Raw genomic sequence first — 21,730 nt, 5'->3', positions numbered from 1 at the left:
AGACCACGAAACCCCCGGTGCGAGCCGGGGGTTCTTCGTTTCCATCTCCCTTCGCCCGTGAGGACACCAGCCATGAGCTACCTGACGCCTGCCCAACTCGACGCCGCCCTCGCCCGCCGCGATCTCACCGACCCCAGCGCCGGCGAGCACGCCATCCAGCTCGTCATCGCCCGGATCGAGCAGGGGCTCGCCGACGCCTGGGGCGTCCCGGTCCGCCGCGACCCCGGGCCACGCATCGTCACGGTCAAGAACAATTACGATCGCCTGGGGTACGACGGTGCCGCCGTCACCCGCGACCGCCGCTACAGTCGCTATGTCGACGCCGACCGGATGCTGCGCTCGCACACCACCGCCCGGATCCCGGCGCTCCTGGACAACCTCGACGACGACCCCGACATCCTGCTCAGCGTGCCCGGCATGTGCTACCGCCGGGACGCGATCGACCGGCAGCACGTCGGCGAACCGCATCAGCACGACCTCTGGCGGATCAGCAACGGCGACCGCCTGACCAGCGACGACCTCGACGCGATGATCCGGACCGTCGTGGCCGCCGTGCTACCGGGACGCCGCATCGAGACCCCGGAGAGCCTCCACCCCTACACGCTGGAGGGCCGCGAGATCTACGTCGACGGTGTCGAGATCGGCGAGTGCGGCCTGGCCCACCCCGATGTGCTCCGCGGCAGCGGGCTGCCGGACACCGTGACCGGCCTGGCGATGGGCCTCGGCCTCGACCGGATCACCATGCTGGTCAAGGACATCGACGACATCCGCCTGCTGCGGGCCAGCGACCCGCGGATCGCCGACCAGATGGGCGACCTGACGAAATATCGCCCGGTCTCGGCGATGCCGGCCACCAGCCGCGACCTGTCCCTGGCCGTGGCCGACGATCAGGACGCCGAACAGCTCGGCGACCGGGTCCGTGCGGTGCTCGGCGACGACGCCACCGCGATCGAGGAGATCGAGGTGCGCAGCGAGACCGGCCACGACGAGCTGCCGGAGTCAGCCCGCCGCCGGATGGGTCTGCGGCCGGGCCAGAAGAACGTGCTGCTCCGCCTGGTGCTGCGCGACCTCGACCGCACACTGTCCACGATGGAGGCCAACGTGATCCGCGACCGCGTCTACGCCGCCCTGCACGAAGGCACCGCCCACGAGTGGACGGCCCGCTAGAACCCCGGTCCTAGTTGAGCAGTGCGGCCGGCAAATCGAAAACGGAGGAGAGCCGATCCGCCGGCGGCACGGTCGAGTGCCGTGCCGCCGGGTCGACCAGGTAGGCGCGCATGCCGACCGCCCGCGGCCCGAAGTAGTCGGCCGTCGGGTTGTCGCCGACGAACACCGCGGCATCGGCCCTGATCCCCAGCCGGGACAGCGCCTCCGCGTAGATCGTCGGCGCCGGCTTGCGGACGCCCACCTCGACCGAGGTCACGACCGTGTCGACCAGGTCGGCCACGCCCATCGCCGCCAGGTGGGCGGGCACCAGGTCGGGCTCGTGCGTGTTGGACACGACCGCCAGGCGGTGTGTCTGGGCCAGCGACCCGAGCAGATCGCGGATCCCCGGCAGGTAACGCACCCCAGCGTTCCACTCAGCGATGTAGACCCCGATGAACGCCTCGACCGACGACTGCGGCACCCCGGGCAGGAACGAACCCGCCACGTCGAGCATGGAGAACTCTCGATGGTTGGGCGCGCAGCGCTCTTCCCAGGACATCCATTCCACGTCCCAGCGCGCGGTGAACTCGGCCACCGTCAGCGGCTCGCCGAGCAAGGTGCCGGCGAGCGCGGCCGACGACGACGGTGACTGTGCGTGACCGTCGTCGTAGTCGACCAGGGTGCCGAAGAAGTCGAAGAGGAGGTGGCTCACCCGGCGTCGCCGGGCTGGTCGGGCTCCTTGCCGTCCGTCGGCAGGACGACGTGGAACCAGGTCTCACCCGGCTTGCTGTCGACCCGGATGTCGCCGTGGTGCTTGTTGACCACGATCCGGTAGGAGATGTCGAGGCCGAGCCCGGTGCCCTCGCCCACCGGCTTGGTGGTGAAGAACGGGTCGAAGATGCGCGGCCGCACGTCTTTGGGGATGCCGGGGCCGGTGTCGCCGATCGACACGACGACATTGTCGCCGTCGCGGGAGGTGCGCACGGTCAGCGTGCCGGTCTCGCCCATCGCGCTGATCGCGTTGTCGATCAGGTTGGTCCAGACCTGGTTGAGCTCAGCGGCGTACGCCGGAATCTCGGGGATCGTCCGGTCGTAGTCCTTGACCAGCTTGATGCCCTTGGGGAACTTGGCGTGCAGCATCACCAGCGTCGCGTGCAGCAACTCGTGCACGTTGACCGTCTGGTGCGGGGCGCGGTCGAGTTGCGAGTATTGCTTGGCCGCCGCCACCAGCGACGAGATGCGGGTGACCGCGTCGTCGATCTCGGTCATCAACTGCTCGGTGTCTAGCGTGTAGGTCAGCCACCGCAGCGCCGGCTCGAAGTTTTCCGGGCCGATCTCGTCGCGCACCTTCTGGAGCCACTCGCTGTCTATGGCACCGGAGACCAGCGTCGGCGCGATGTCCCACGCACCAGCGATGTCCTGGTCTTCGAGCCACTCGCCGAGCTTGTCCTCGGCGTCGCTGGTCTCCATCGGAGTCAGTTCGGGCGCGCTGGCCGCACGCTTGATCGCCTCGTCCTGGAGCCCGACCAGCGCGTGCAGCCGGGTGCCGTCGACCCGGCCGTCGGCGATCAGCGCGAGCTTGTTTCGCATGCCGGTGAACCGGGTGCGCAGGACGGAGGTCGCGCGGACGGCGGCGGCGGCCGGGTTGTTGAGCTCGTGGGTCAGGCCGGCCGACAGCGAACCGAGCGCCAGCAGCCGCTCGCGCTCGCTGACCGCGGTCTGCATCGACCGCATGCCGAAGAACAGGCCCTCGAGCAGGTGCATGGCCATCGGGAACCAGTCACGCAGCGCCTCGGCCATCTGGTCGGCGGGGAGCTGGTAGAGCTCCACATCGGAGACGGCGAGCATGCTGTTGAGGTAGATCTGCGGGATCCGCTCGATGTAGGCCTGGGTGGCACCGGCGTAGGCACCCACCTGGTCGGTGCGGGTGGTCTCCACCTCGTCGCCGCGGACCGTGCGGCTGAGCGCGACCGTGCCGCTGAGCAGCACGTAGAAGCACGTCGCCGGCTCACCCTCGCGGTAGATGTAGGTGCCGCCGGAATGGGTCTCGACCGCGCCGTGGCTGGCCAGGAAGTCGAGCTGCTCGGCGTCGAGCTTCTCGAACAGGAACAGCTTGCGCAGCTCCGCGGGGGAAAGCCGGTCGCCCTCGGCGTGGCCGGCGAGTTCGGTGCTCATTGCGCCTCCAGATAACGGTGCACCAAGGAGATGGCCATCGCGCCCTCACCGACCGCCGAGGCGACCCGTTTCACCGAGTCGGCGCGGACGTCACCGGCGGCGAACACGCCGGGAACGCTGCACTCGAGGTGGTAGGGGTCGCGCGGCAGGTCCCAGCCGACCGGGCGGTTGCCGCTCGCGATGAGGTCGGGACCGGTGATCACGAAGCCGTGGTTGTCACGGGTGATCACGCCGTCGAGCCAGTCGGTGCGTGGCTCGGCGCCGATGAAGATGAACAGCCAGGAGGTGTCGGCGGGACGGGTCTCGCCGGTGCGGGTGTCCTTGAGCACGAGCTGCTCCAGGTGCTCGTCGCCGCTGGCCTGGCAGACCTCGGTGAACGAGTGCACGTCGATGTTGTCGTGCCCCTCGATCTGGTCGATCAGGTAGCGGGACATGGTGCGGTCGAGCCCGTCGCCGCGGATCAGGATGTGCACCTTCTTGGCGTAGCGCGAGAAGTAGACCGCGGCCTGCCCGGCCGAGTTGGCCCCGCCCACGATGTAGACCTCTTGCCCCGAACAGCTCGGTGCCTCGGTGGCCGCCGAACCGTAGAAGACGCCGCGGCCGCGGAAGTCGGACAGGCCGGGTGCCTCCAGCATGCGGTAGGAGACGCCGGTGGCCAGCACGACCGCGTGCGACGCCACCTGGCTGCCGTCGCCGAACCGGAGCACCCGGGTGGTGCCGCGGACGTCGAGCTCGGTGGCCTCGCGGGTGGTCAGCAGCTCGGCGCCGAACCGCACCGCCTGGCGGCGGGCCCGCTCGGCGAGCTGGGAGCCGGAGACGCCGTCGGGAAAGCCCAGATAGTTTTCGATCCGGCTGCTCTGGCCGGCCTGCCCGCCGGTGGCGTGGCGCTCGACCAGCAGGGTGCGCAGCCCCTCGGAGGCGCCGTAGACCGCCGCGCCGAGCCCGGCCGGGCCGGCACCGACGACCACCAGGTCGTAGAAGTCCTTGGCCGGCGTCGTGGACAGCCCGACGTGGGTGGCCAGGTCGGTCTCCGACGGCTGGACCAGCGACTTGCCCTCGGACGTGATCACCAGCGGCACGTCGACCTCGGTCAGCCCGGCCGCCGAGAGCAACCGGGCGCCCTCCGGCTCGTCGGACAGGTACCAGCGGTAGGCCACCAGGTTGCGGGCCAGGAAGTCGCGCACCTTGAACGACGGCGCCGACCAGCGGTGGCCGACCACCCGGGTCACGGCCGCCGCCGCCTCGGGCGACGAGGCCCAGGCCTCGAGCAGCGAGTCGAGCACCGGGTAGAGCTTCTCCTCCGGCGGGTTCCACGGCTTGAGCAGGTAGTGGTCGAGGTCGACCCGGTTTATCGCGTCGATGGCAGCGTCGGTGTCGGCGTAGGCGGTGAGCAGCACCCGCCGCGCCCGCGGGTAGAGATCCATCGCCGACTCGAGAAACTCGATGCCGTTCATGTGTGGCATGCGGAAGTCGGCGAGCAGGATCGCCACCTGCTCGCCGCGCAGCTTGAGCTCTTTGAGCGCCTCGAGCGCCTCGGCGCCGGAGTTGGCCCGCACGACCCGGTAACGGTCGCCATATTGACGGCGCACGTCACGGGCGACGGCCCGGGAGACAGCAAGGTCGTCGTCAACGGTGAGGATCGCCGGATTAGCCATGCCCCCAATGAAAGCACTCACCGAGTGCGCATCGCCCCCTCCTGTCTACCACGCCACCCCGGGAATGACCGGATCCGTCCGCCCGCGGACCCGATCCGGCCTTCCGCGACGGCCCGCGCGGCGGCGACGATCGAAACATGAACCGCGCACTCTTCGTCATCGACGCACAGGAGTCCTTCCGGCAACGCGAGATCTGGCGGGCCGGATCCAACCCCGACTTCGTCGCCAACGTCAACCGGCTGGTCGACCACTTCCGCGCGACCGGCGGCACGGTGATCTGGGTCCTGCACAGCGAGCCCGGCACCGGCGGAGTCTTCGACCCCGCCAACGGGCACGTCCGGCTGCTCGACGGGATCAACCAGCCCGTCGCCGGCGAGCCCACCCTGGTCAAGACCTCGCACAACGTCTTCACCACCACCAACGCCGGCCAGTTCCTCACCGAGCGGCGGATCTTCGACCTGACCGTCTCCGGCATCCGCACCGAGCAGTGCGTGGAGACCACCGCACGGGTCGGCGGCGATCTGGGGTACGCCGTCACGTTCGTCACCGACGCGACGCTCACCTTCCCGATCCCGCACCGGGACGCCGCCGACGCCGGGGTCGACGCGATCCTGGCCGACCCCCGCACGCTGCAGAACGCCGACATCGTGGCGCGCACCGAACGGGTCCTCGACGGCCGGTTCGCCACCGTCCGCACGTCGGCCGAGGTGGTCGGCGCCGCGCTCGTGGCATGATGACCGGATCGTGACCACCGTTGGTTTCCTGCTCGTGCCCGGCCTGCATCTGCTCGACCTGGCCGGGCCCGCGCAGGTGTTCTCTACCGCGGCCGACTTCGGCCACGGCTACTCGCTGACCTATGTCTCCGAGCAGCCGGACGTGCCGACCGCGCAGGGCCTGCGCGTCCACGCCGAGACCGACCTGCCCGCGCTCGCATCGACCGACCTGCTGATGGTGCCCGGGTGGCGATCGCCGACCCTGCGCGGCACCGGCCGCCTGGCCACGCGGACCCTCGACTGGGTCGCCGCGCACCACCGGGCCGGCGGCACCGTCGCCAGCGTGTGTTCCGGCGCCGACGTGCTGGGCCGGGCCGGGTTGCTCGACGGCCGCCGCTGCACCACCCACCACGACCTGCAAGACGAGCTCGCGCGGCGCTACCGGCGGGCGACGGTGGTGCGCGACGTGCTCTATGTCGTCGACGGCCGGGTGGTCACCTCGGCCGGCATCGCCAGCGGCATCGATCTCGCGCTGCACCTGATCGCCGTCCGGCACGGGCCGGCGGCGGCCGCGCGGATCGCCCGCGAGATGGTCGTCTACGCCCGCCGCAACGGCGACGAACACCAGAGCAGCGCGATGCTGCGGCACCGCGGCCACCTCAGCGACGCGGTGCACAAGATCCAGGACCTGATTGATCAGCGGTACGCCCAGCGCCTGCCACTGGCCGACCTGGCGGACGCCGGCGGGGTCAGCGAGCGCACGCTGACCCGGCAGTTCAGCCGGGCCACCGGGCTCACCCCGCTCGGCTATCAGCAGGCGCTGCGGCTCGAGCGCGCCGAGCACCTGATCGGGCACGGCAGCACCGTGCACGCCGCCGCCCGGGCGGTCGGCTTCGACGACCCCCGGATGCTCCGCCGGCTACGCGCCCGCGACCAGCCCGCTCTCAGCTGACGCCGGATTCCGCGCCGGCCACGGTCACCGTCTCCGGGTATTTGATCCCGGCACCGGTGTTGAGCACGACCACCTCGTCGCCGGCGGAGAGCCAGCCGCTGTCCCGCAGCCGGCGGGCGGCGCTCAGGCAGGCGGCGCCCTCCGGGCAGAGCAGCAGACCCTCGTTCTCGGCGAACGCCCGCACGTCGGCCAGGATCTCGCTGTCGTCGACCGCGACCGCGGTGCCGCCGGTCGCGGCGAGCGCGTCGAGGATCAGTTCGTCGCCGAGCGGAGTCGGCACCGTGATCCCGAACGCGACCGTGCGGGCGTCGACCCACGGCTCGGCCCGGCGGGCGCCTGCCGCGAACGCCCGCACGATCGGCGCGCAGCCGGTCGACTGCACCGCCACCAGCCGCGGCAGCTTGTCGCCGATCCAGCCCAGCTCGCGCAGCTCCTCGAGGGCCTTGTGGATGCCGATCAGGCCGACCCCGCCGCCGGTCGGATAGATGATCACGTCGGGGACGCGCCAGCCGAGCTGCTCGCAGATCTCGTACCCCATCGTCTTCTTGCCCTCGAGCCGGTAGGGCTCGCGCAGGGTGCCGGCGTCGAAGATGGCGCCGCCGGCGGCCGCGAGCAGCTCGGCGATCCGCCGCCCGGCGTCGTTGATCAGCCCGTCGATCAGGATCAGCTCGCCGCCGGCGGCGACCACCTCGTTGCGGGTGATCAGCGGCGCGCCCAGCGGCATCGCGATCGTCGAGCGGAGGCCGCCGCGGGCCGCGTAGGTGGCCCAGGCCGCGCCCGCGTTGCCGTTGGTCGGCATCGCGACGTGCCGGGCGCCCAGCTCGCGGGCCCGGGAGACGCCGACGGCCGCGCCCCGGGCCTTGAACGAGCCGGTCGGCACCAGGCCCTCGTCCTTGATCAGCAGCCGGTCGAGGCCGATCGTCGCCCCGAACCGCGCGGCCGGCCACAGCGGCGTCCAGCCCTCACCCAGCGTCACCCGGTGGGTGTCGTCGCGGACCGGCAGCAGCTCGCGGTAGCGCCACAGGTCGGCGCCCCGGCCCGCGATCGCGGCGGGCGTCACCGCGGCCCGGACGGCGTCGAGGTCGTAGCGGGCGAGCAGCGGCGAACCGCAGTCGCAGAGGTTGGTCAGCGTGTCGGCGTCGTGCCGGCGACCGCACCGGGGGCAGGCGAGGTGGTCGAGGAACATCCGCTTATCTGATCACCCCGCGATTTCAGCCGTCGACCCAGATGTTGTCGTGCCGCAGGTAGAACGCGGCCTTCTCCTCCTCGGACATCGACGGGACGTCGCGAATCCCTTCGAAATAGGCCTCCCGCGGCGCGCCGGGCGCGAACAGGATGAGCATCGACGCGGGCTCGCCGGACTCGTTGCGGAAGCCGTGGATGCCACCGGGTGGGACATAGAGGAAGTCGCCCGCTGTCGCGCTCCGCCAGCCCGCGCCGTCGTAGAGCCGCACCGTGCCGGAGAGCACGAAGAACGACTCCGACATCGTGCGGTGGAAATGCGGGCCCGGCCCGGTCGGGGCGGTTGCCATGTCCCAGCGATAGAGGCCGAAGCGGCCGTCGGTCGAGGCGCCGGTGGCCAGGTAGCTGGCGCCGCCACCGGTCGCGAAGCGCAGGTCGGGCTCGGCGCCGGCCGGCCGGAACGTTCCGCTCACCTCGCCGCTGTCACCGAAGTAGCTCGGGTCCGGATAGGACACTCGTCACACCCCCTGCCGGGCCACGGCCGCCCGCAGCCGGTGCTGCCGGCGTGCCGCGCCGGCCACGGTTTCCGGTCGCACCAGGTGGCGCACGGCGTCGGCGCGCTCCTTGGCGGCGCGGGCCTCGGCCCGCAGGCTGTGTGCGGCCGCGGCGGCCGACTCCGCCGACTCCCACGCGGTGCGCTCGGCCCGGGCCGTGGTGCGCTCCGCGGTGCGCAGCGTGTCGCGGATCGCCCGGCGCAGGATCGCCTCCTGCTCCACCGGGTGGCGGCGCGGGTCCCAACCGTTGCGGTGCGCGAGCGCGTCGTTGAGGTCCATCAAGGACAGTAGATTGTGGGCACACGCGGCCATCACGGCGCGGTGCAGCCAGCGTTCGCGGTCGGCGTACTCCTGTGGCGTCTGGGGTGTCGTGGGGGTCGGCAGCAGCGCGGCCGCGGACATCCGGCTCGCGGTCAGGTCCGCCGATTCGAAGGCCGACCAGGCCTTCTCCGCGCTCTCCTGTGCGGCGAGCCAGGCGTCGTGCCGGCGGCGGGCGGTCGCTTCCGCCCGCTGCGCGGCGATGCCGACCTCGTCGGCGTAGCGCACCAACTCCGCGGCGCTCGCGACGCGCTCCTGCTGACGCGCCCGGGCGGCGCGCAGCTTGGCCCGCACGCCGGGACGCTTCGGGGCGCGCGGGCCGACCAGGTGCAGGCCCGCGATCGCCAGGATCGACAGGCCCAGAAGGATCGACCAGATGACGGCGGCGCGCGGCACGCCGACGAAGAAGAGTTGCATGACGGTATTCACGGGAAGCCTCACCGGTGGGAACAGAGGGGACGACGGAGCCGAGGGGTGCTCAGCGGGTGGTGTCGTCGCCCGCCGGTGGGGCCCGGGGCGCGGGTTTCTCCGGGAATGCGGCCGGGTGCGGTCGGCGCGCGTCGCCCGCGGCCGCTGGCTGCGGGTCGGAGGTGGCGCCGGCCGGCGGGACGACGGCCGGCCCGGCGGTGACGCGGTCAACGCCGGCGCGGACGGAGGCGGGCACGGCGCTGACGCGGTCAACGCCGCCGCGGGCGGAGGCGGGCACGGCGCTGACGCGGTCAACGCCGCCGCGGGCGGAGGCGGGCACGGCGCTGACGCGGTCAACGCCGCCGCGGGCGGAGGCGGGCACGGCGCTGACGCGGTCAACGCCGCCGCGGGCGGAGGCGGGCACGGGTGCCGGCAGCGCCCGGGCGGCCGGCGCGGCAACGGGTGCCGGCGGCACGGCGGCGGCCGGCGCGGCAGCGGCTGCCGGCGGCGCTGCGGCGGCCGGCGCGGCGGGCGTCGACACGCCGATCCCTACGGCTAGCGCCAAAGCGGCCAAACCAGTTAGAACCCGGGCAGATCGGCGCACGATCCGGCGGAGCGGCCGGATCAGCGCGTCGAGAATCACCTGGCCAACCTACCTCGTCTGACCCAGGACGGCATGATTCGGTCATCACGCCCGTCGATAACAGTCCCGTCGCCGGGATGCCGATTGCGCGCGATGTTGGCAAGCTGTGCCCGTGCGCTCCCAACAGGTCCTCGACGGCCGCTACCGGCTCGACGACCGACTCGGCGCCGGCGGCATGTCGGTCGTCTGGCGTGCCCAGGACCTGGTGCTCCAGCGCCAGGTCGCGATCAAGGTGCTCGCCACCAAGCACGCCGTCAGTGTCGCCGCGCGGCAGCGGATCCGCGCCGAGGCCCGGGCCGCCGCCCGGCTCTGGCACCCCAACGTGACCGGGGTCTTCGACTACGGCGAGACCGTCGACGACGACGGCACCAAGGTGCCCTACGTGGTGATGGAACTGCTGCCGGGCCGCACCCTCGCGCAACGCCTCGAGGATGGCCCACTCCCCTCCCGGGTCGCGCTGCGCATCCTGTCGGAGGTCGCCGCCGCCCTGGCCGCGGCCCATGCACAGGACCTCGTGCACCGCGATGTGAAACCGAGCAACGTGATGCTGACGCCGTCGGGCGCCAAGGTCGTCGACTTCGGCATCGCCGCTGTCGTCGGCCGCGACGAGCTCGAGGCCGACGGGCTGCTCCTCGGCACGCCGGCCTACCTCGCACCCGAGCGGCTCACCCTCGGCCAGGTCTCGCCGGCGTCCGACATCTACGCGTTGGGGCTGCTGATCTACCGCGCGCTGACCAACCGGTTGCCCTGGCAGGCCGACACCACAACCCAGATGCTCGACGCACACGTGTACGTCGAGCCCGAGCCGCTGCCGCCGCTGGACGACATCCCGGCCGAGGTCAACGCGATCTGCGACCGGTGCCTGGCGAAGGAGCCGGCCGACCGGCCGGGCGCCGCGGAGGTGGCCGCGGTGCTCGCCACGGCCGCCGGGATCGTGCCGCCGCCGCAGGACGACGACCCGGCACTGGTCGGCCTGGTCGCCGCCATGGACGCGTCCACCCAGGCGGCGGCCGCCGCGCCGGTCGCGGCCGACGTGGTCGACGCCGGCCGCCCGAAGGCCGATCCCGAGCTGACCACCGAGGTGGTGAAGGCCGCGCCGGTGCGCACCGGCGACCGGCGCCGGCGCGCGCTGCTCGGCGCCGCCGGCGCGCTGCTGGTCGCCGGGGCGGTGATCGCCGCGCTCGTCGTGCCCAGCGACGAACCAGGCGGCGTCGCTGGCGCGACCGGGACCGTGACACCCACCGCGACCGTCGCGCCGACGACAACCGGAACACAGCCCACCAGCACAGCCCCGGCACCCAGCGCCACCGCGGTGGGCAACGACGGAACCGTCCGCGGCGGCCAGGCGACCGGCGGCAGCGCACCGGAGTCGACCCGAGGCGCGGGCACCGGGACGGGAACCGGCACCGGAACCGGCTCAGGCTCGGGCTCCGGCTCGGGCGGCGACGATCCCGATGACAACGGTGGTGGCGCGCCGCCACCGCCCGCCAACCCCGGCCCGACGCCGGGCCGCTCCGTCGACCTGCGACCGCTGCCCGGGGTAAAAGTCACCGCCCGCTGCGTGGGCGATCAGGCCGAGGTGCTCGGCGTGAGCCTGCTCGGCTATGAGGCCGACTATCCCAGCGGGCCGCAGGACACCGTGACGATCACCCTCAACCCGGTCTTGAACCTGCTCGACCCCGTGCTGAAGGTCCGCATCGCCTGCCGCGGCGGCAGCCCGGTCAAGGTCTGAGGCCGGCCAGGTCGAGCTCCGGCAGCCAGTCGCGGGCCGGGTCGAAGCCGGTCCAGTTCTCAGCCCGGGACAGCTCCACCAGCCGGCGGCGGAGCAGGCCGACCGCCGGGTTGTGGTCGTCTTCGCGCCACAGCATCGACCACGGCCACCGCGGCACCGGCCCGGTCAGCGGGACGACGCGCACCTTCGCGTCGGCCGGCACGGCCAGGTCGGCCGGCACCAGGACCGCGTGCGCCGGATGGGCGTGCAGATAGTCGGCGGCGTGCTCGGCGCCCAGGTTGGAGCCGCCACCGACCAGCGGCACCGCGAAATGCTTGGCGAACCGTTGGTTGTAGCCGGTCAGCTCGGCCGCCGCGTCGGAGATCGGCTGCCAGATGCCGCACTCCGCCAGGTCGGCCGGCGCGACGCTGGCCGCCGTGGCCAGCGGGTGCCCGGCGTCGAGGAGAGCACCGAGCGGCGCCAGCCGGACCAGATCGTGGGTGAGCATGGCCGGCACCGGCTGGCCGAGGTCGTGCACCCGGCCGAACGCGACGTCGATCTCGCCTCGGCTGAGCGAGTCGATGGCCGCCAGCAGCCCGCGCCGCATGCTGACCTCGATGGTCAGCCGGGCCTCCGCAGCGCTGAGCCGGCGCATCCAGGCCAGCGGCTCGTGCAGGTGGCCCCAGACGTCGACCCGGACCGGCCGGATGATCGAGCGGGTCTCGGCCACCGCGCTGTCGGCGGCGATGAGCAGGGCGCGGGCGTGCGGCAGGAACCGCGCGCCCGCGTCGGTCAACTCCACGGCCCGGCTGTCGCGGACCAGCAGCGGCTCACCGAGGAGCTGTTCGAGCCGCTGGATGCGCTTGGACAGCGCCTGCTGGGTGAGGTTGAGCCGGGTGGCCGCCCGCCCGAAGTGCCGCAACTCGGCCACGGCGAGGAACGCGCGCACCTGAGCCAGGTCGAAGTCCACCCGTCCACGATGGCCGATCCCACCCTGATGTCAACGTGCCGGCGCCAGTGACCTGATGCCGTCGCGATAGGTCGGGTAGGCGGGCGCCCAGCCGAGTTCGTCGCGGGCCTTGGCGTTGGAAAGGTGCGCGTAGGACGTGAGGAACGCGTGCAGGTAGGGCCCGATGGCGCCGATCAACCACAGCGGCACGGTCATCGGCGCCGGCGTGCCGAAGGTCTGCGCGAGGAACCGGACGTGCGCGGTCATCGAGGCCGACTCGTCGTCGACCACGTGGTAGGCCTCGCCGGCCCGGCCGCGTTCGAGCGCCGCCACCGTCGCCGTGCCCGCGTCGGCGAGGTGGGTCCACGGCAGCGACCCGCGGACCCGCTCCGAGACCACCGGCAGCGCCCGCTTGCGCAGCATCGCCACGATCTGGTCGGTGCCGCCGGCGCCGTAGCCGGGGCCGTAGAGGGCACCGAACCGCAGCGCGATGCCCTCGATGCCATCGGTGTGCAGAGCCAGGTGCTCCTTGACCCGGAACCCTTCGAGGTGGCGCTCCAGCGCGGTGGTCCGGCCGGGCGGCGCGAACGGGGTGTTCGACTCGGTGATGACCCGGTCGCCGAAGTCGCCGTACCCGTAGCCGAAATGCATCGACTCGACGACCAGCCGGCGGGCGCCGACGGCCTGGACCGCCTCGATGAAGTTGCGGGTCCCCCGCACCCGCAACTCGTCGGTGGCGGCCATCCCGGAATGGCGCATCGGCACCTTGCGCAGCGCGGTCGCGGCGTGGATCGCGGCGTCGGCCCGCATCCCCTCGACGGCGCGGAGCAGGCCGTCGCGGTCGAGCAGGTCGGCGACGACCGGTTCGACGCCGTCGTCTTGCAGCCGCCCGGGTGAGCGGGTCAGCCCGACCACCTCGTGCCCGGACTCGATCAGTGCGGCGGCCATGTGCCGCCCCAGAACGCCGGAAGCGCCCGCCAACAGGACTCGCATCGCTCTCTCCCCCTTCGCCTACCTGAGAACAGCAGACCAGCGGAGCCGGGGACGGGTCCAACGAATGTTTGTCGCCTGCGCCAACCATCGGTTGTGGGTAGGGTCGGCCCGTGACCAAGGAGTTCGACCTCGACCTCGGCGGTGGGCAGACCCTCCACGTCTACGACACCGGCCAGGCCGCACCGCTGACCGCGTTCTGGCACCACGGCACACCCAACATCGGCGCACCGCCGGTTCCGTTGTTCGGCGACGGGATCCGCTGGGTCTCCTACGACCGACCCGGCTACGGCGGCTCGACCCGGGTGCCGGGGCGCGACGTCGCCTCCGCCGCGGCCTACACCACCGCGGTCGCCCGCGCGCTCGGGCTCGACCGGTTCGCCGTGGTCGGGCACTCCGGCGGCTCGCCACACGCGCTCGCCGTCGCGGCGCTGCTGCCGGAACGGGTCAGCGCGGTGCTGACCGGGTCGAGCCTGGCGCCCTGGGGCGCGGCCGGCCTCGACTGGTTCGGCGGGATGGCACCGGGCGCGGCGGCGTCGCTGCACGCCGCGCTCGCGGGGCCGGCGGCCCGGGCGGCCTACGACGACAACCCGCCCGGCGACCCCGACATCGGCTTCGTCGACGCCGACAACGACGCCCTGGAGACCGACTGGGCCTGGGTGCTCGACGTGGTCCGGCCGGCGCTGGCCCAGGGCCCGGTGGCCGCGGGCGACGACGACCTCGCCTACGTGGCGCCCTGGGGCTTCGACCCGGCCGAGGTCACGGCGCCGGTGCTGCTGCTGGCCGGCCAACTCGACCGGATGGTGCCCCCGGCACACAGCGCCTGGCTGGCCGAGCGGATCCCGGGCGCGACGCTACAGACGTCTGCTGTGGACGGGCACGTGTCGATCCTGCGCCGCTTCCCGGAGGCGATGGCCTGGCTCACGAGCCGGTGAGCGACAGCTTCCCCTTCCAGCCGCCCAACACCTGCTCCGGATCGGTGGCCAGCACGTCGGCGAGCAGGCCGGCGTAGACGTCACGGAAGTCGACGGTGTATTTCAGGTCGCCGTCGTCGAGGTCGGTCAGGCTCGGCTGCTCGCCGTGCAGGCCGCCGCGCAGGCCGGAGCCGAGCACGAACACGTTCGACGCGGTGCCGTGGTCGGTGCCGTCGCTCGCGTTGGCCCGCACCCGGCGGCCGAACTCCGAGTAGACCGCCACCGTCACCGGGCGGCCGGCCATCCGGTCGACGAACGCGGTCACCGCCTTGTCGACCTGGGCCAGCAGGATCTCCTGTAGCTGCTTCTCGTCGGCGTGGGTGTCGAAGCCGCCGAGCGACACGGAGAACGCCCGGGTGGCCACGCCGGCCTCGACGCACTGGGCGACCAGGTCGAGTTGGGCGCCGAGTTCGGCCCGGCCGCCGGTGCCGGTGGCCGGGTCGTCGCCCTCGTCGGCGTCCGGATCGGTCGGCTGCGCGTCGCGTACCCCCGTGATCATCGCTTCGATGCTGTCCAGGTCGGCGAAGCAGCGCGCGGCCCGGGCCTGCAGCGGCGGCTCGCCCGCGGCCGGCAGGCCGAGCCCGGTCACGCCCTTCGCGCCCCGGCGGACGTTGGTCGGCACGGCGGCGCCGGCACTGGTCGCGCCGGCCAGCAGCGGCGGCAGCGCGGGCTCGAAACTGACCGCGAGGCGGGGGTCGCCGCCGGCCGTGTCGAGCCAGCGGCCGAGCCAGCCGGTGGTGCCCGGGCGCACGGGATCGGCGGTCTGCCAGATGTCCATCGAGCGGAAGTGGCTGCGATCCGGTTTCGGATAACCGACGCCGCGGACCACCGCCAGCCGGCCCTCGGTGAAGAGCCGCTGGAAGCCCTTCAGCGCCGGGTTGAGCCCGGTGCTGTCGTCGAGCCGGAGCACCTCGCCGGCGTCGTAGGCGATGTCCGGTCGGGCGTCCTGATAGGACGCGTCGGCGTAGGGCACGACCGTGTTGAGGCCGTCGTTGCCGCCGTAGAGCGTGACGACCACGAGCGTGCCCGCGTCCCGGGGCCGGTCGCCGGACTCCGCCGTGTCGAGGATGTCGGCCAGCGTGTAGGCGGTCGCGCCGGCCGCGAGCGCGCCCGCGCCGACGACCCCGCTCGCGACGAGGAACTTGCGCCGGGTGAGCATGTCCATCGGTCCGCTCCTCAGTGGATGGTGTATTCGGGGCTGACCAGGCCGAGCTGGATCAGCCGTTCGGGCTTGCCGGCCGCGTCGGCGAGCACCTTGCGGGTGCGGTCGGTCCAGCCGTCGACGACCAGCAGCCGCGCCAGCGCGTCGGGGCGCCCGGCGGTGGGCGCGGCCCTCAGTCGGTCGAGCACCGGCGCCGCCGCACCCCCGGCGAACAGCTCGGCCAGCCGCAGCCGGGCCTGCAGCGAGCTGGTGGTCAGCCAGGCCGCACCGGCCGGCCAGCCGCCGACGCTGGGTGGCCGCAGCGGCACCTGGTCGAGCCCGTTGAGGCCGCTGACGAGCTGCTTGCGCTGCTGGTCGGTGAGCCGGGCCGGACGGATGCCGAGCTGCCGCATGGCGCCGACCGCCCACTCGACCGGCTGCTTGACGAGCTGGCCCCGGGTGTCGTCGAAGCCCGGGTCGGTGAACAGCGCGCGCAGCAGGTCGTCGACGTCGCGGCCCGCCCCGATCAGCCGGCCCAGCACCTCGTCGGTCATCGGCTCGCCACTGGCGAAGCGGAACCAGAGTCGCTGGGGGAGGAAGCCCGCCGCGGCCGGTTGGGTGGCGACCAGTTCGGCGAACTGGTCGGCGTCGAACGCCGCCGTGTGGCCGAGGATCGTCTTGGCGCCCCGGTCGTGCCGGCGCGCGACGAACTTCACGGTGCCGGCCCGCCGGTCGACGGTAAAGCCCGTGAGTGCCCGGGCGCCGGCCTTGACGTCGGCTTCGGCGTAGTTGCCGATGCCGAGCGTGAACAGCTCCATCAGCTCGCGGGCCAGATTCTCGTTGGGCGCCTTCACCGTGTTCTTCTGCCCGTCGAGCCAGATGATCAGCGCCGGGTCGCGGATCATCCGGGTGGTGAACGCGGCGAAGTCGCCCCGGCCGTGCTCCCGGAAGGTCTGCAGCTGGCCGAGCATCAGCGGAGCGGCCTTGACCTTCTGCGCGCTGGTCGCCCAGTGGCCGTGCCAGAAGAACACCATCTTCTCGGTGAGCTGGTGCTCGGCCGCGACCATCCGGTCGAGCCACCAGTCGATGGCCACGGTGACCTGCTGGCGCCGCTGCTGGTTGGCCTTCTGCTTGTCGGCTCGGCTGGCGTTCTTGCCCAGTTCGGCGATGGCGGCGAAGACCGGCGGCTTCGGCGCCCCCGAATCGCTGCCGGTCGGCCGCAGCAGCTGGGAAACGGTCACGTCGTATCCGGCCCGCTCGGCCGCGTCGACCTCCTCGGCCGTCGGCCCGAAGGTGGCACGGCGCAGCAGGTGGGCGATCCTTGCGCGGTCAGGCATGGCGGAGACGCTAGGCCAACGGTGTACGAGGAACGTAAGGGCTCTGTCAGCCGTCGATCCGACGTCGCCGATTGGGATCGCCGAGCGGCACCAGCCGCCGTTCACCGAACCGGGTCATCGCCGCGAGCGGCCGCACCGCGAACCCGATCAGCCGGCCGAGCCCGGGCTGCCCCTGCCGCCGCAGCATCCGCGGCCCGAGCGCGAGCATGGTCTCGGTCAGCGCCGGCAGTGGCCGCCCGAAGAACGTCAGCTCCCCGATCAGCCCGGCGTCATCGAGCCGGATCAGTTGCGCCTCCTCCACGGCCTGCGCGCCGACCCGGCAGTGGAAGAACAGGGCGTAGGTCGAGCCTTCGCCGACCTCGGTGTGGTAGCGGACGTCGTCGAAGACCTCGACGGCCGAGCGCAGCACCTCGGTGATCTGCTCCCGGCCGTGGAACCGGAACTTCTCGGTGAGGGGCGAGATGAAGACGGCGTTCTCCGCCAGGCAGCCGCCGGCGGCCTCGGCGTCACCGGCCTCGAGTGCGGCGCGCCAGGCAGCGATAGTCGTTGGCATCGTTCATGCCTACCACGAACCCGCCAGTCCTGACCCGAGCTGATCGAAAGCCCGGTTGGCGGCTGTGACCGCCGGCCGGTAGACCTGGGCCGCGGTGCGGCCCCCGATCAGCCGGTGCCAGTTGTCGCGGGCCAGGATCCGCTGGACGACCAGGACCTGGCCGGCGGCCAGGCGGGCGGTGAGGCCGCCGCGCGGGTCGAGCGCGCCGGCCAGCGCCGCCTCGTCGGCCTCGGTGTAGCTGGCCACCCGGGCGGCCAGGCTCGGCGTCTCGAACACCATCCGGTGGTAGGCCAGCACCTGGGGGTGGTCGTTGAGCCCGGTCACCGGGTCGCGGTCGCGCAGCCCGTCGAGGAAGTGCCGGCGGAGGGCGGCCAGCGGCCGCTCACCGGCGGCCCGCCCGGCGACCACCCGGGCGGACTCGCCGCTGTGGTCGGCGATCCGGTGCAGCACCAGGTCTTCCTTGGTCGGGAAGTATTTGAACAGGGTCGGCTTCGACACCTCGGCCGCCGCCGCGACATCGGCCACCGGAACGGCATCGAACCCGCGCTCCAGGAAGAGCGCGATCGCGGCCGCCGAGATCGTGTCGTGGGTGCGCTGCCGCTTGCGCTCGCGGAGCCCCGCCTGTTCGGTCACGCGGTTGAGCCTATCCGCACCCAATTGCCTTGGGCAAATTCTTGACAAGGTCGTATTCTTTACTCGGTTAAGCATTGGAGGATGGCCTGTGAGCCTCGACAGCCAGCTCGCCGAGGAGCGGGCACATCTCGCCGCTTCGCGGGCCGTGTTGGCGCGGATGCTCGACACCGCCCGGCTGCGGGTCGCCACCGGCGCCCAGGTCGCCGGTGACCGCTACACCGCCGAGACGCTCGGCCGGATGCTGCGCACCTACGCCAAGGAACTGGCGGCGGAGCCCGACGGCCCGCTGTTCTTCGGCCGCCTCTCGTTCGGCGAGGGCGAGCACCGGGGGCAGCGCTACTACATCGGCCGCCGGCACGTGGCCGAGCCGCCCGAGGAGCCGCTCGTCGTCGACTGGCGGGCACCGGTGTCGCGGGCGTTCTACCGGGCCAGCGCCCGCGACCGGCTCGGTGTCGCCGTCCGCCGGCGCTACGGCTGGTCGGTCCGGGGCGAGCTGACCGGCTTCGAAGACGAGCCCCTCGACCACGACACGACCAGCCGCCTGCTCACCGAGGAGATCCTGCGGCCCCGGGTCGGCCCGATGCGCGACATCGTCGCGACCATCCAGCCCGACCAGGACGAGTTGGTCCGCGCCGACCTGGGGGCGTCGCTGTGCGTGCAGGGCGCACCGGGCACCGGGAAGACCGCCGTCGGCCTGCACCGGGCGGCCTACCTGCTCTACGCGCACCGGCAGCGGCTGGCCCGCGGCGGCGTGCTGGTGCTCGGGCCCAACTCGGCGTTCCTGTCCTACATCGGCGCGGTGCTGCCCGCGCTCGGCGAGGTCGACGTCGAGCAGCGCACGCTCGACCAGCTCCTCGCCTACCGACGAGCCTCCACGATGGACACGGATGCGGCGGCCGCGGTCAAGCACGACGCCCGGATGGCGACCGTGCTCAGCCGCGCTCTCTACGCCGGCCTCGGCGAGCCGACCGGGCCGCTGGCGGTGCCCGACGGCTCGTTCCGCTGGCGCGTGTCCGAAGGCGTGCTGGCCGGGCTGATGGCACAGATCTGGCACGAGTCGCCGCTCTACGGGATCGGGCGGGAACGGCTGCGCTCCCGGATCGTCGACCGGCTCCGCCGCCAGGCCGAGTTGCGCGGCCTCGAACTCGGTGCCGCCTGGGCCCAGCGGATCGGTCGCAGCCGGGCGGTCCGCGACGTCGTCGACCACCTCTGGCCGCCCGTACGCCCGGAACGGCTCGTCGCCACCCTGCTGAGTGACCCGGCCGCGCTGGCCGATGCCGCGGACGGGGTCCTCGACGCCGCGGAGCAGGCGGCGATCCTGCGCCGGACACCCCGGTGGACGCCGGCCGACCTGCTGCTCGTCGACGAGGTCGCCGGGCTGATCGACCATCCGCCGCGCTACGGGCACGTGATCGTCGACGAGGCACAGGACCTCTCCCCGATGCAGTGCCGGGCGGTCGCGCGGCGCAGCACCCACGGCTCGCTCACGGTGCTCGGCGACCTGGCCCAGGGCACCACCGCGTGGGCCGCCACCGACTGGCCCAGCCAACTCGCCCACCTCGGCAAGCCCGGCACCCCGGTGATCGCGCTGACCGCCGGCTTCCGGGTGTCGGCGGCGGTGGTGCCGCTCGCCAACCGGCTGCTGGCGGCGCTCGACGTCGACGTGCCGGCGACCCGGCCGGTCCGCGACGACGGCGTGCTCCGGATCGAGCGGGTCGACGACCTGGCCGCCGCGACGGTCGAGGCGGTCCGGACGGCGCTGCGCCAGCCGGGCTCGATCGGCGTCATCGCGGCGGACGCGGCGGTCGCCGGCCTCGAAAAAGCACTCACCCCGGACCCCCGGGTGACGGTGCTGCCGGCGAGCCTCGCCAAGGGCCTGGAGTATGACCACGTCGTGGTCGTCGAGCCCGCCGACATCGTGGCCGCCGAGCCGCGCGGCCCGCACCGGCTCTATGTGGTGCTGACCCGGGCCGTGTCCCGCCTCGACATCCTGCACCACCGCCCCCTCCCCCGGTCGATCGCCGGCTGAGGTTACGGTGGTCGGCGTGCCCGGTCGTCCCGCTCTCCGCGAGCCGCAACTGCCGACCCTCGCCGACACCGACGACGACCTCGAACACGAGGCGCTCTTCCGCCGGCTCCGCTTCGCCGGCCGCGACCTCTCCGGTCAGGAAGCCGACGTGGTCGAGTTCGACCAGTGCCGCTTCGAGCGCACCAGCCTGGCGGCCACGGTGCTCGACCAGCCGCGCTTCACCGATTGCGTCGCCGACCAGGGTGACTGGGCCAACAGCCGGTTCAACAAGCCAACCATGCTTCGGGTACGCCTCGCGGACGTGCGACTGACCGGCGCCCAGTGGGCCGCCGGCACGCTGCGCGAGGTGACGTTCGCCGACTGCCGCGCCAACCTGGTGGCGTTCCGCTTCACCTCGTTCGCGCACGTGCGGTTCGTCGACTGCAACCTGTCCGGCGCCGACTTCACCAACGCCGACCTGCGCCGCGCCGAGTTCGTCGGGTGCGACCTGACCGGCGCCCAACTCTCCAACGCCAACTGCGCCGGCACCCGCTTCGCCGCGTGCGACCTGGCCGGCCTCGGCGGCGTCACCAGCCTGGCCGGCTCGACCATCTCGGCGCCCGACCTGGCGGCCCTGTCACACACCTTCGCGGCGGCGCTGGGTATCACGATCGAAGCTAGCTCTCACTGACCACCGCGACGAAGGCGCCGGGCTTGAGCAGGCGCTCGATCGCGGCCATCCGATCGTCGGTCATCCGAGCGCCGATGGCCGTGCCGGGAATCGAGTGGGTGACGTGCACCGCGCCCGGATAGCTGTGCAACTCGGTCGGCACGCCGGCGCGGATGAGGGAGACGCCGTAGTCGAGGCCCTCGTCGCGGGTCGGATCGACCTCATAGGACGTCACGTACGCCGGCGGCAGGCCGGCCAACGCGTCCACCGACGCGCGGGCCGGCGCCGCGTAGATGGGCACGTAGGCGGCGCCCGGCTCGGCGGTGCCCCGCAGGTAGTAGCGCCAGCTGTAGAGCGAGTTGCGCGGCTGCCAGACCGGCACGTCGGTCAGCGTCCGGATGGACCGGCTGGTCAGCCGGTCGTCGATGGTGGGCGCGTCGAGAAACTGGGCGATCAGCCGCGGCCCGCCGCGGTCGCGGGTGATCAGGGCCAGCGCGGCGGCCAGCCCTCCGCCGGCACTCTCACCGAGCACGCCGACCCGTGCGGGGTCGATGTCCGGTGCGCCGGAAATCCAGAGCAGCGCCGCGTACGCGTCGTCGAGCGCCGCCGGATAGGGATGTTCCGGCGCACGCCGGTAGGCGACCGTGAGCACGGTGACGTCGACCCGGTCGACGATCTGCCGCGCCCGGCCGTCGATCGCGTCGATGGAGCCCAGCGCGAACGCCCCGCCGAAGAGGTAGATCAGGCCCGGCAACGGCCCCGCGACCCCGTCGGGCCGATAGAGCCGCCCACCCACACCATCGTCGCGCTGGTATCCCGGCAGCACCACGTCGGTCACGGTGACCGCTCGCCGCGACTCATACCTCGGCAGCCGCTCCCGTGCCGCTGCGCTGTTCTTCCGGGCCGTGGCCAGGTCGGCGAGATCCGTCCGCGGGAAGCCGCCCGCGAACATCGCCGCGAGCTCCGGGTCGAGGTAGTACTCCATAGCCAGCCCGTGCCCGCGATCGGCGCGTTTATA

At 72.9% G+C, this 21,730-nt stretch carries 21 protein-coding genes; 7 read left to right on the top strand and 14 right to left on the bottom strand.

From position 1 onward, the window contains the following. Window positions 1-72: 72 nt before the first annotated feature. A complete protein-coding gene (srmL, locus tag DFJ67_RS20915; RefSeq protein WP_116069541.1) occupies window positions 73-1,167 on the top strand; it encodes a PheS-related mystery ligase SrmL in 1,095 nt (364 codons plus the stop codon). Window positions 1,168-1,177: 10 nt separating this feature from the next. Here the strand turns inward: srmL and DFJ67_RS20910 are convergent, their stop codons facing one another. From DFJ67_RS20910 to DFJ67_RS20900, 3 genes are read right to left on the bottom strand one after another with little or no spacing between them, the layout of a single operon-like run. Further along, window positions 1,178-1,858 (bottom strand): HAD family hydrolase, encoded by a 681-nt coding sequence (locus DFJ67_RS20910; RefSeq protein ID WP_170215922.1) that lies wholly within the window; start codon window positions 1,856-1,858, stop codon window positions 1,178-1,180. Continuing rightward, window positions 1,855-3,321 (bottom strand): ATP-binding protein, encoded by a 1,467-nt coding sequence (locus tag DFJ67_RS20905; protein WP_116069539.1) that lies wholly within the window; start codon window positions 3,319-3,321, stop codon window positions 1,855-1,857. Before DFJ67_RS20905 ends, DFJ67_RS20910 begins: the two co-directional genes overlap by 4 nt. Further along, window positions 3,318-4,976, bottom strand: coding sequence for an NAD(P)/FAD-dependent oxidoreductase (locus tag DFJ67_RS20900; protein WP_116069538.1), 1,659 nt, complete (start codon window positions 4,974-4,976; stop codon window positions 3,318-3,320). Before DFJ67_RS20900 ends, DFJ67_RS20905 begins: the two co-directional genes overlap by 4 nt. A gap of 137 nt (window positions 4,977-5,113) precedes the next feature. On the opposite strand from DFJ67_RS20900, the gene DFJ67_RS20895 reads away from it, so the two are divergent. Further along, entirely contained in the window at window positions 5,114-5,710 is a 597-nt protein-coding gene (locus DFJ67_RS20895; RefSeq protein ID WP_116069537.1) for an isochorismatase family protein, read from the top strand. Between the two features lie 10 nt (window positions 5,711-5,720). Continuing rightward, window positions 5,721-6,641 (top strand): GlxA family transcriptional regulator, encoded by a 921-nt coding sequence (locus tag DFJ67_RS20890; protein WP_116069536.1) that lies wholly within the window; start codon window positions 5,721-5,723, stop codon window positions 6,639-6,641. On the opposite strand, the gene DFJ67_RS20885 is transcribed toward DFJ67_RS20890, so the two are convergent. Genes DFJ67_RS20885 through DFJ67_RS43295 form a run of 4 tightly spaced genes read right to left on the bottom strand, consistent with a single transcriptional unit; the run spans window position 6,634 to window position 9,644 of the window. Further along, the gene (locus tag DFJ67_RS20885; protein ID WP_116069535.1) at window positions 6,634-7,827 is read right to left on the bottom strand and encodes a threonine synthase; all 1,194 of its coding nucleotides are present in this window, start codon (window positions 7,825-7,827) and stop codon (window positions 6,634-6,636) included. The two genes, DFJ67_RS20890 and DFJ67_RS20885, sit on opposite strands and share 8 nt — an antisense overlap. 25 nt (window positions 7,828-7,852) lie before the next feature. Next, the gene (locus DFJ67_RS20880) at window positions 7,853-8,338 is read right to left on the bottom strand and encodes a cupin domain-containing protein (protein ID WP_116069534.1); all 486 of its coding nucleotides are present in this window, start codon (window positions 8,336-8,338) and stop codon (window positions 7,853-7,855) included. A 3-nt stretch (window positions 8,339-8,341) separates the two neighbouring features. Next, window positions 8,342-9,124: a hypothetical protein gene (locus tag DFJ67_RS20875; protein WP_147315558.1), complete on the bottom strand. Its 783-nt coding sequence runs from the start codon at window positions 9,122-9,124 to the stop codon at window positions 8,342-8,344. Between the two features lie 49 nt (window positions 9,125-9,173). Then, entirely contained in the window at window positions 9,174-9,644 is a 471-nt protein-coding gene (locus tag DFJ67_RS43295; RefSeq protein ID WP_211333961.1) for a hypothetical protein, read from the bottom strand. Between the two features lie 214 nt (window positions 9,645-9,858). On the opposite strand from DFJ67_RS43295, the gene DFJ67_RS20865 reads away from it, so the two are divergent. After that, on the top strand, window positions 9,859-11,478 hold the full coding sequence (locus tag DFJ67_RS20865; protein WP_239097392.1) for a serine/threonine-protein kinase: 1,620 nt from the start codon (window positions 9,859-9,861) through the stop codon (window positions 11,476-11,478). Here the strand turns inward: DFJ67_RS20865 and DFJ67_RS20860 are convergent. Both DFJ67_RS20860 and DFJ67_RS20855 read right to left on the bottom strand, forming a co-directional pair. Beyond that, window positions 11,468-12,427, bottom strand: coding sequence for a LysR family transcriptional regulator (locus DFJ67_RS20860; protein ID WP_116069532.1), 960 nt, complete (start codon window positions 12,425-12,427; stop codon window positions 11,468-11,470). The genes DFJ67_RS20865 and DFJ67_RS20860 overlap by 11 nt on opposite strands. Window positions 12,428-12,457: 30 nt before the next feature. Then, window positions 12,458-13,399 (bottom strand): NAD-dependent epimerase/dehydratase family protein, encoded by a 942-nt coding sequence (locus tag DFJ67_RS20855; RefSeq protein ID WP_116069531.1) that lies wholly within the window; start codon window positions 13,397-13,399, stop codon window positions 12,458-12,460. A gap of 110 nt (window positions 13,400-13,509) precedes the next feature. Between DFJ67_RS20855 and DFJ67_RS20850 the strand changes: the two genes are divergently transcribed. Further along, window positions 13,510-14,331 (top strand): alpha/beta fold hydrolase, encoded by an 822-nt coding sequence (locus DFJ67_RS20850; RefSeq protein ID WP_116069530.1) that lies wholly within the window; start codon window positions 13,510-13,512, stop codon window positions 14,329-14,331. Here the strand turns inward: DFJ67_RS20850 and DFJ67_RS20845 are convergent. The 4 genes from DFJ67_RS20845 to DFJ67_RS20830 are packed head-to-tail and all read right to left on the bottom strand — an operon-like array spanning window position 14,318 to window position 18,034. After that, window positions 14,318-15,535 (bottom strand): DUF1501 domain-containing protein, encoded by a 1,218-nt coding sequence (locus DFJ67_RS20845; protein WP_116069529.1) that lies wholly within the window; start codon window positions 15,533-15,535, stop codon window positions 14,318-14,320. The genes DFJ67_RS20850 and DFJ67_RS20845 overlap by 14 nt on opposite strands. Window positions 15,536-15,546: 11 nt before the next feature. Continuing rightward, window positions 15,547-16,848, bottom strand: a complete 1,302-nt coding sequence (locus DFJ67_RS20840) for a DUF1800 domain-containing protein (protein WP_116069528.1) — start codon at window positions 16,846-16,848, stop codon at window positions 15,547-15,549. A gap of 46 nt (window positions 16,849-16,894) precedes the next feature. After that, window positions 16,895-17,401 (bottom strand): nuclear transport factor 2 family protein, encoded by a 507-nt coding sequence (locus DFJ67_RS20835; protein WP_116069527.1) that lies wholly within the window; start codon window positions 17,399-17,401, stop codon window positions 16,895-16,897. A gap of 9 nt (window positions 17,402-17,410) precedes the next feature. Continuing rightward, entirely contained in the window at window positions 17,411-18,034 is a 624-nt protein-coding gene (locus DFJ67_RS20830; protein ID WP_239097393.1) for a TetR/AcrR family transcriptional regulator, read from the bottom strand. An 88-nt stretch (window positions 18,035-18,122) separates the two neighbouring features. Between DFJ67_RS20830 and DFJ67_RS20825 the strand changes: the two genes are divergently transcribed. After that, window positions 18,123-20,063 (top strand): HelD family protein, encoded by a 1,941-nt coding sequence (locus DFJ67_RS20825; RefSeq protein ID WP_239097394.1) that lies wholly within the window; start codon window positions 18,123-18,125, stop codon window positions 20,061-20,063. 16 nt (window positions 20,064-20,079) lie between these two features. After that, window positions 20,080-20,733 carry a pentapeptide repeat-containing protein gene (locus tag DFJ67_RS20820; protein WP_170215921.1) on the top strand — a complete coding sequence of 218 codons (654 nt, stop codon included), beginning with the start codon at window positions 20,080-20,082 and terminating at the stop codon, window positions 20,731-20,733. Here the strand turns inward: DFJ67_RS20820 and DFJ67_RS20815 are convergent. Then, on the bottom strand, window positions 20,720-21,697 hold the full coding sequence (locus tag DFJ67_RS20815; RefSeq protein ID WP_116069524.1) for an alpha/beta hydrolase fold domain-containing protein: 978 nt from the start codon (window positions 21,695-21,697) through the stop codon (window positions 20,720-20,722). The genes DFJ67_RS20820 and DFJ67_RS20815 overlap by 14 nt on opposite strands. Between the last annotated feature and the right edge of the window lie 33 nt (window positions 21,698-21,730).

This window comes from Asanoa ferruginea (assembly GCF_003387075.1).
GTDB classification, from domain to species: Bacteria; Actinomycetota; Actinomycetes; order Mycobacteriales; family Micromonosporaceae; genus Asanoa; species Asanoa ferruginea.
The sequence above is the reverse complement of the archived record's forward strand: the minus strand, read 5'-3'. Positions and strand labels throughout refer to the sequence as shown.

What these genes read in the sequence shown, in the direction of transcription:
- srmL (WP_116069541.1), top strand. Translation starts at nt 73, where the DNA reads ATGAGCTACCTGACGCCTGCCCAACTCGACGCCGCCCTCGCCCGCCGC.
- DFJ67_RS20905 (WP_116069539.1), bottom strand. Translation starts at nt 3,321, where the DNA reads ATGAGCACCGAACTCGCCGGCCACGCCGAGGGCGACCGGCTTTCCCCC.
- DFJ67_RS20900 (WP_116069538.1), bottom strand. Translation starts at nt 4,976, where the DNA reads ATGGCTAATCCGGCGATCCTCACCGTTGACGACGACCTTGCTGTCTCC.
- DFJ67_RS20895 (WP_116069537.1), top strand. Translation starts at nt 5,114, where the DNA reads ATGAACCGCGCACTCTTCGTCATCGACGCACAGGAGTCCTTCCGGCAA.
- DFJ67_RS20885 (WP_116069535.1), bottom strand. Translation starts at nt 7,827, where the DNA reads ATGTTCCTCGACCACCTCGCCTGCCCCCGGTGCGGTCGCCGGCACGAC.
- DFJ67_RS20855 (WP_116069531.1), bottom strand. Translation starts at nt 13,399, where the DNA reads ATGCGAGTCCTGTTGGCGGGCGCTTCCGGCGTTCTGGGGCGGCACATG.
- DFJ67_RS20845 (WP_116069529.1), bottom strand. Translation starts at nt 15,535, where the DNA reads ATGGACATGCTCACCCGGCGCAAGTTCCTCGTCGCGAGCGGGGTCGTC.
- DFJ67_RS20840 (WP_116069528.1), bottom strand. Translation starts at nt 16,848, where the DNA reads ATGCCTGACCGCGCAAGGATCGCCCACCTGCTGCGCCGTGCCACCTTC.
- DFJ67_RS20835 (WP_116069527.1), bottom strand. Translation starts at nt 17,401, where the DNA reads ATGCCAACGACTATCGCTGCCTGGCGCGCCGCACTCGAGGCCGGTGAC.
- DFJ67_RS20815 (WP_116069524.1), bottom strand. Translation starts at nt 21,697, where the DNA reads ATGGAGTACTACCTCGACCCGGAGCTCGCGGCGATGTTCGCGGGCGGC.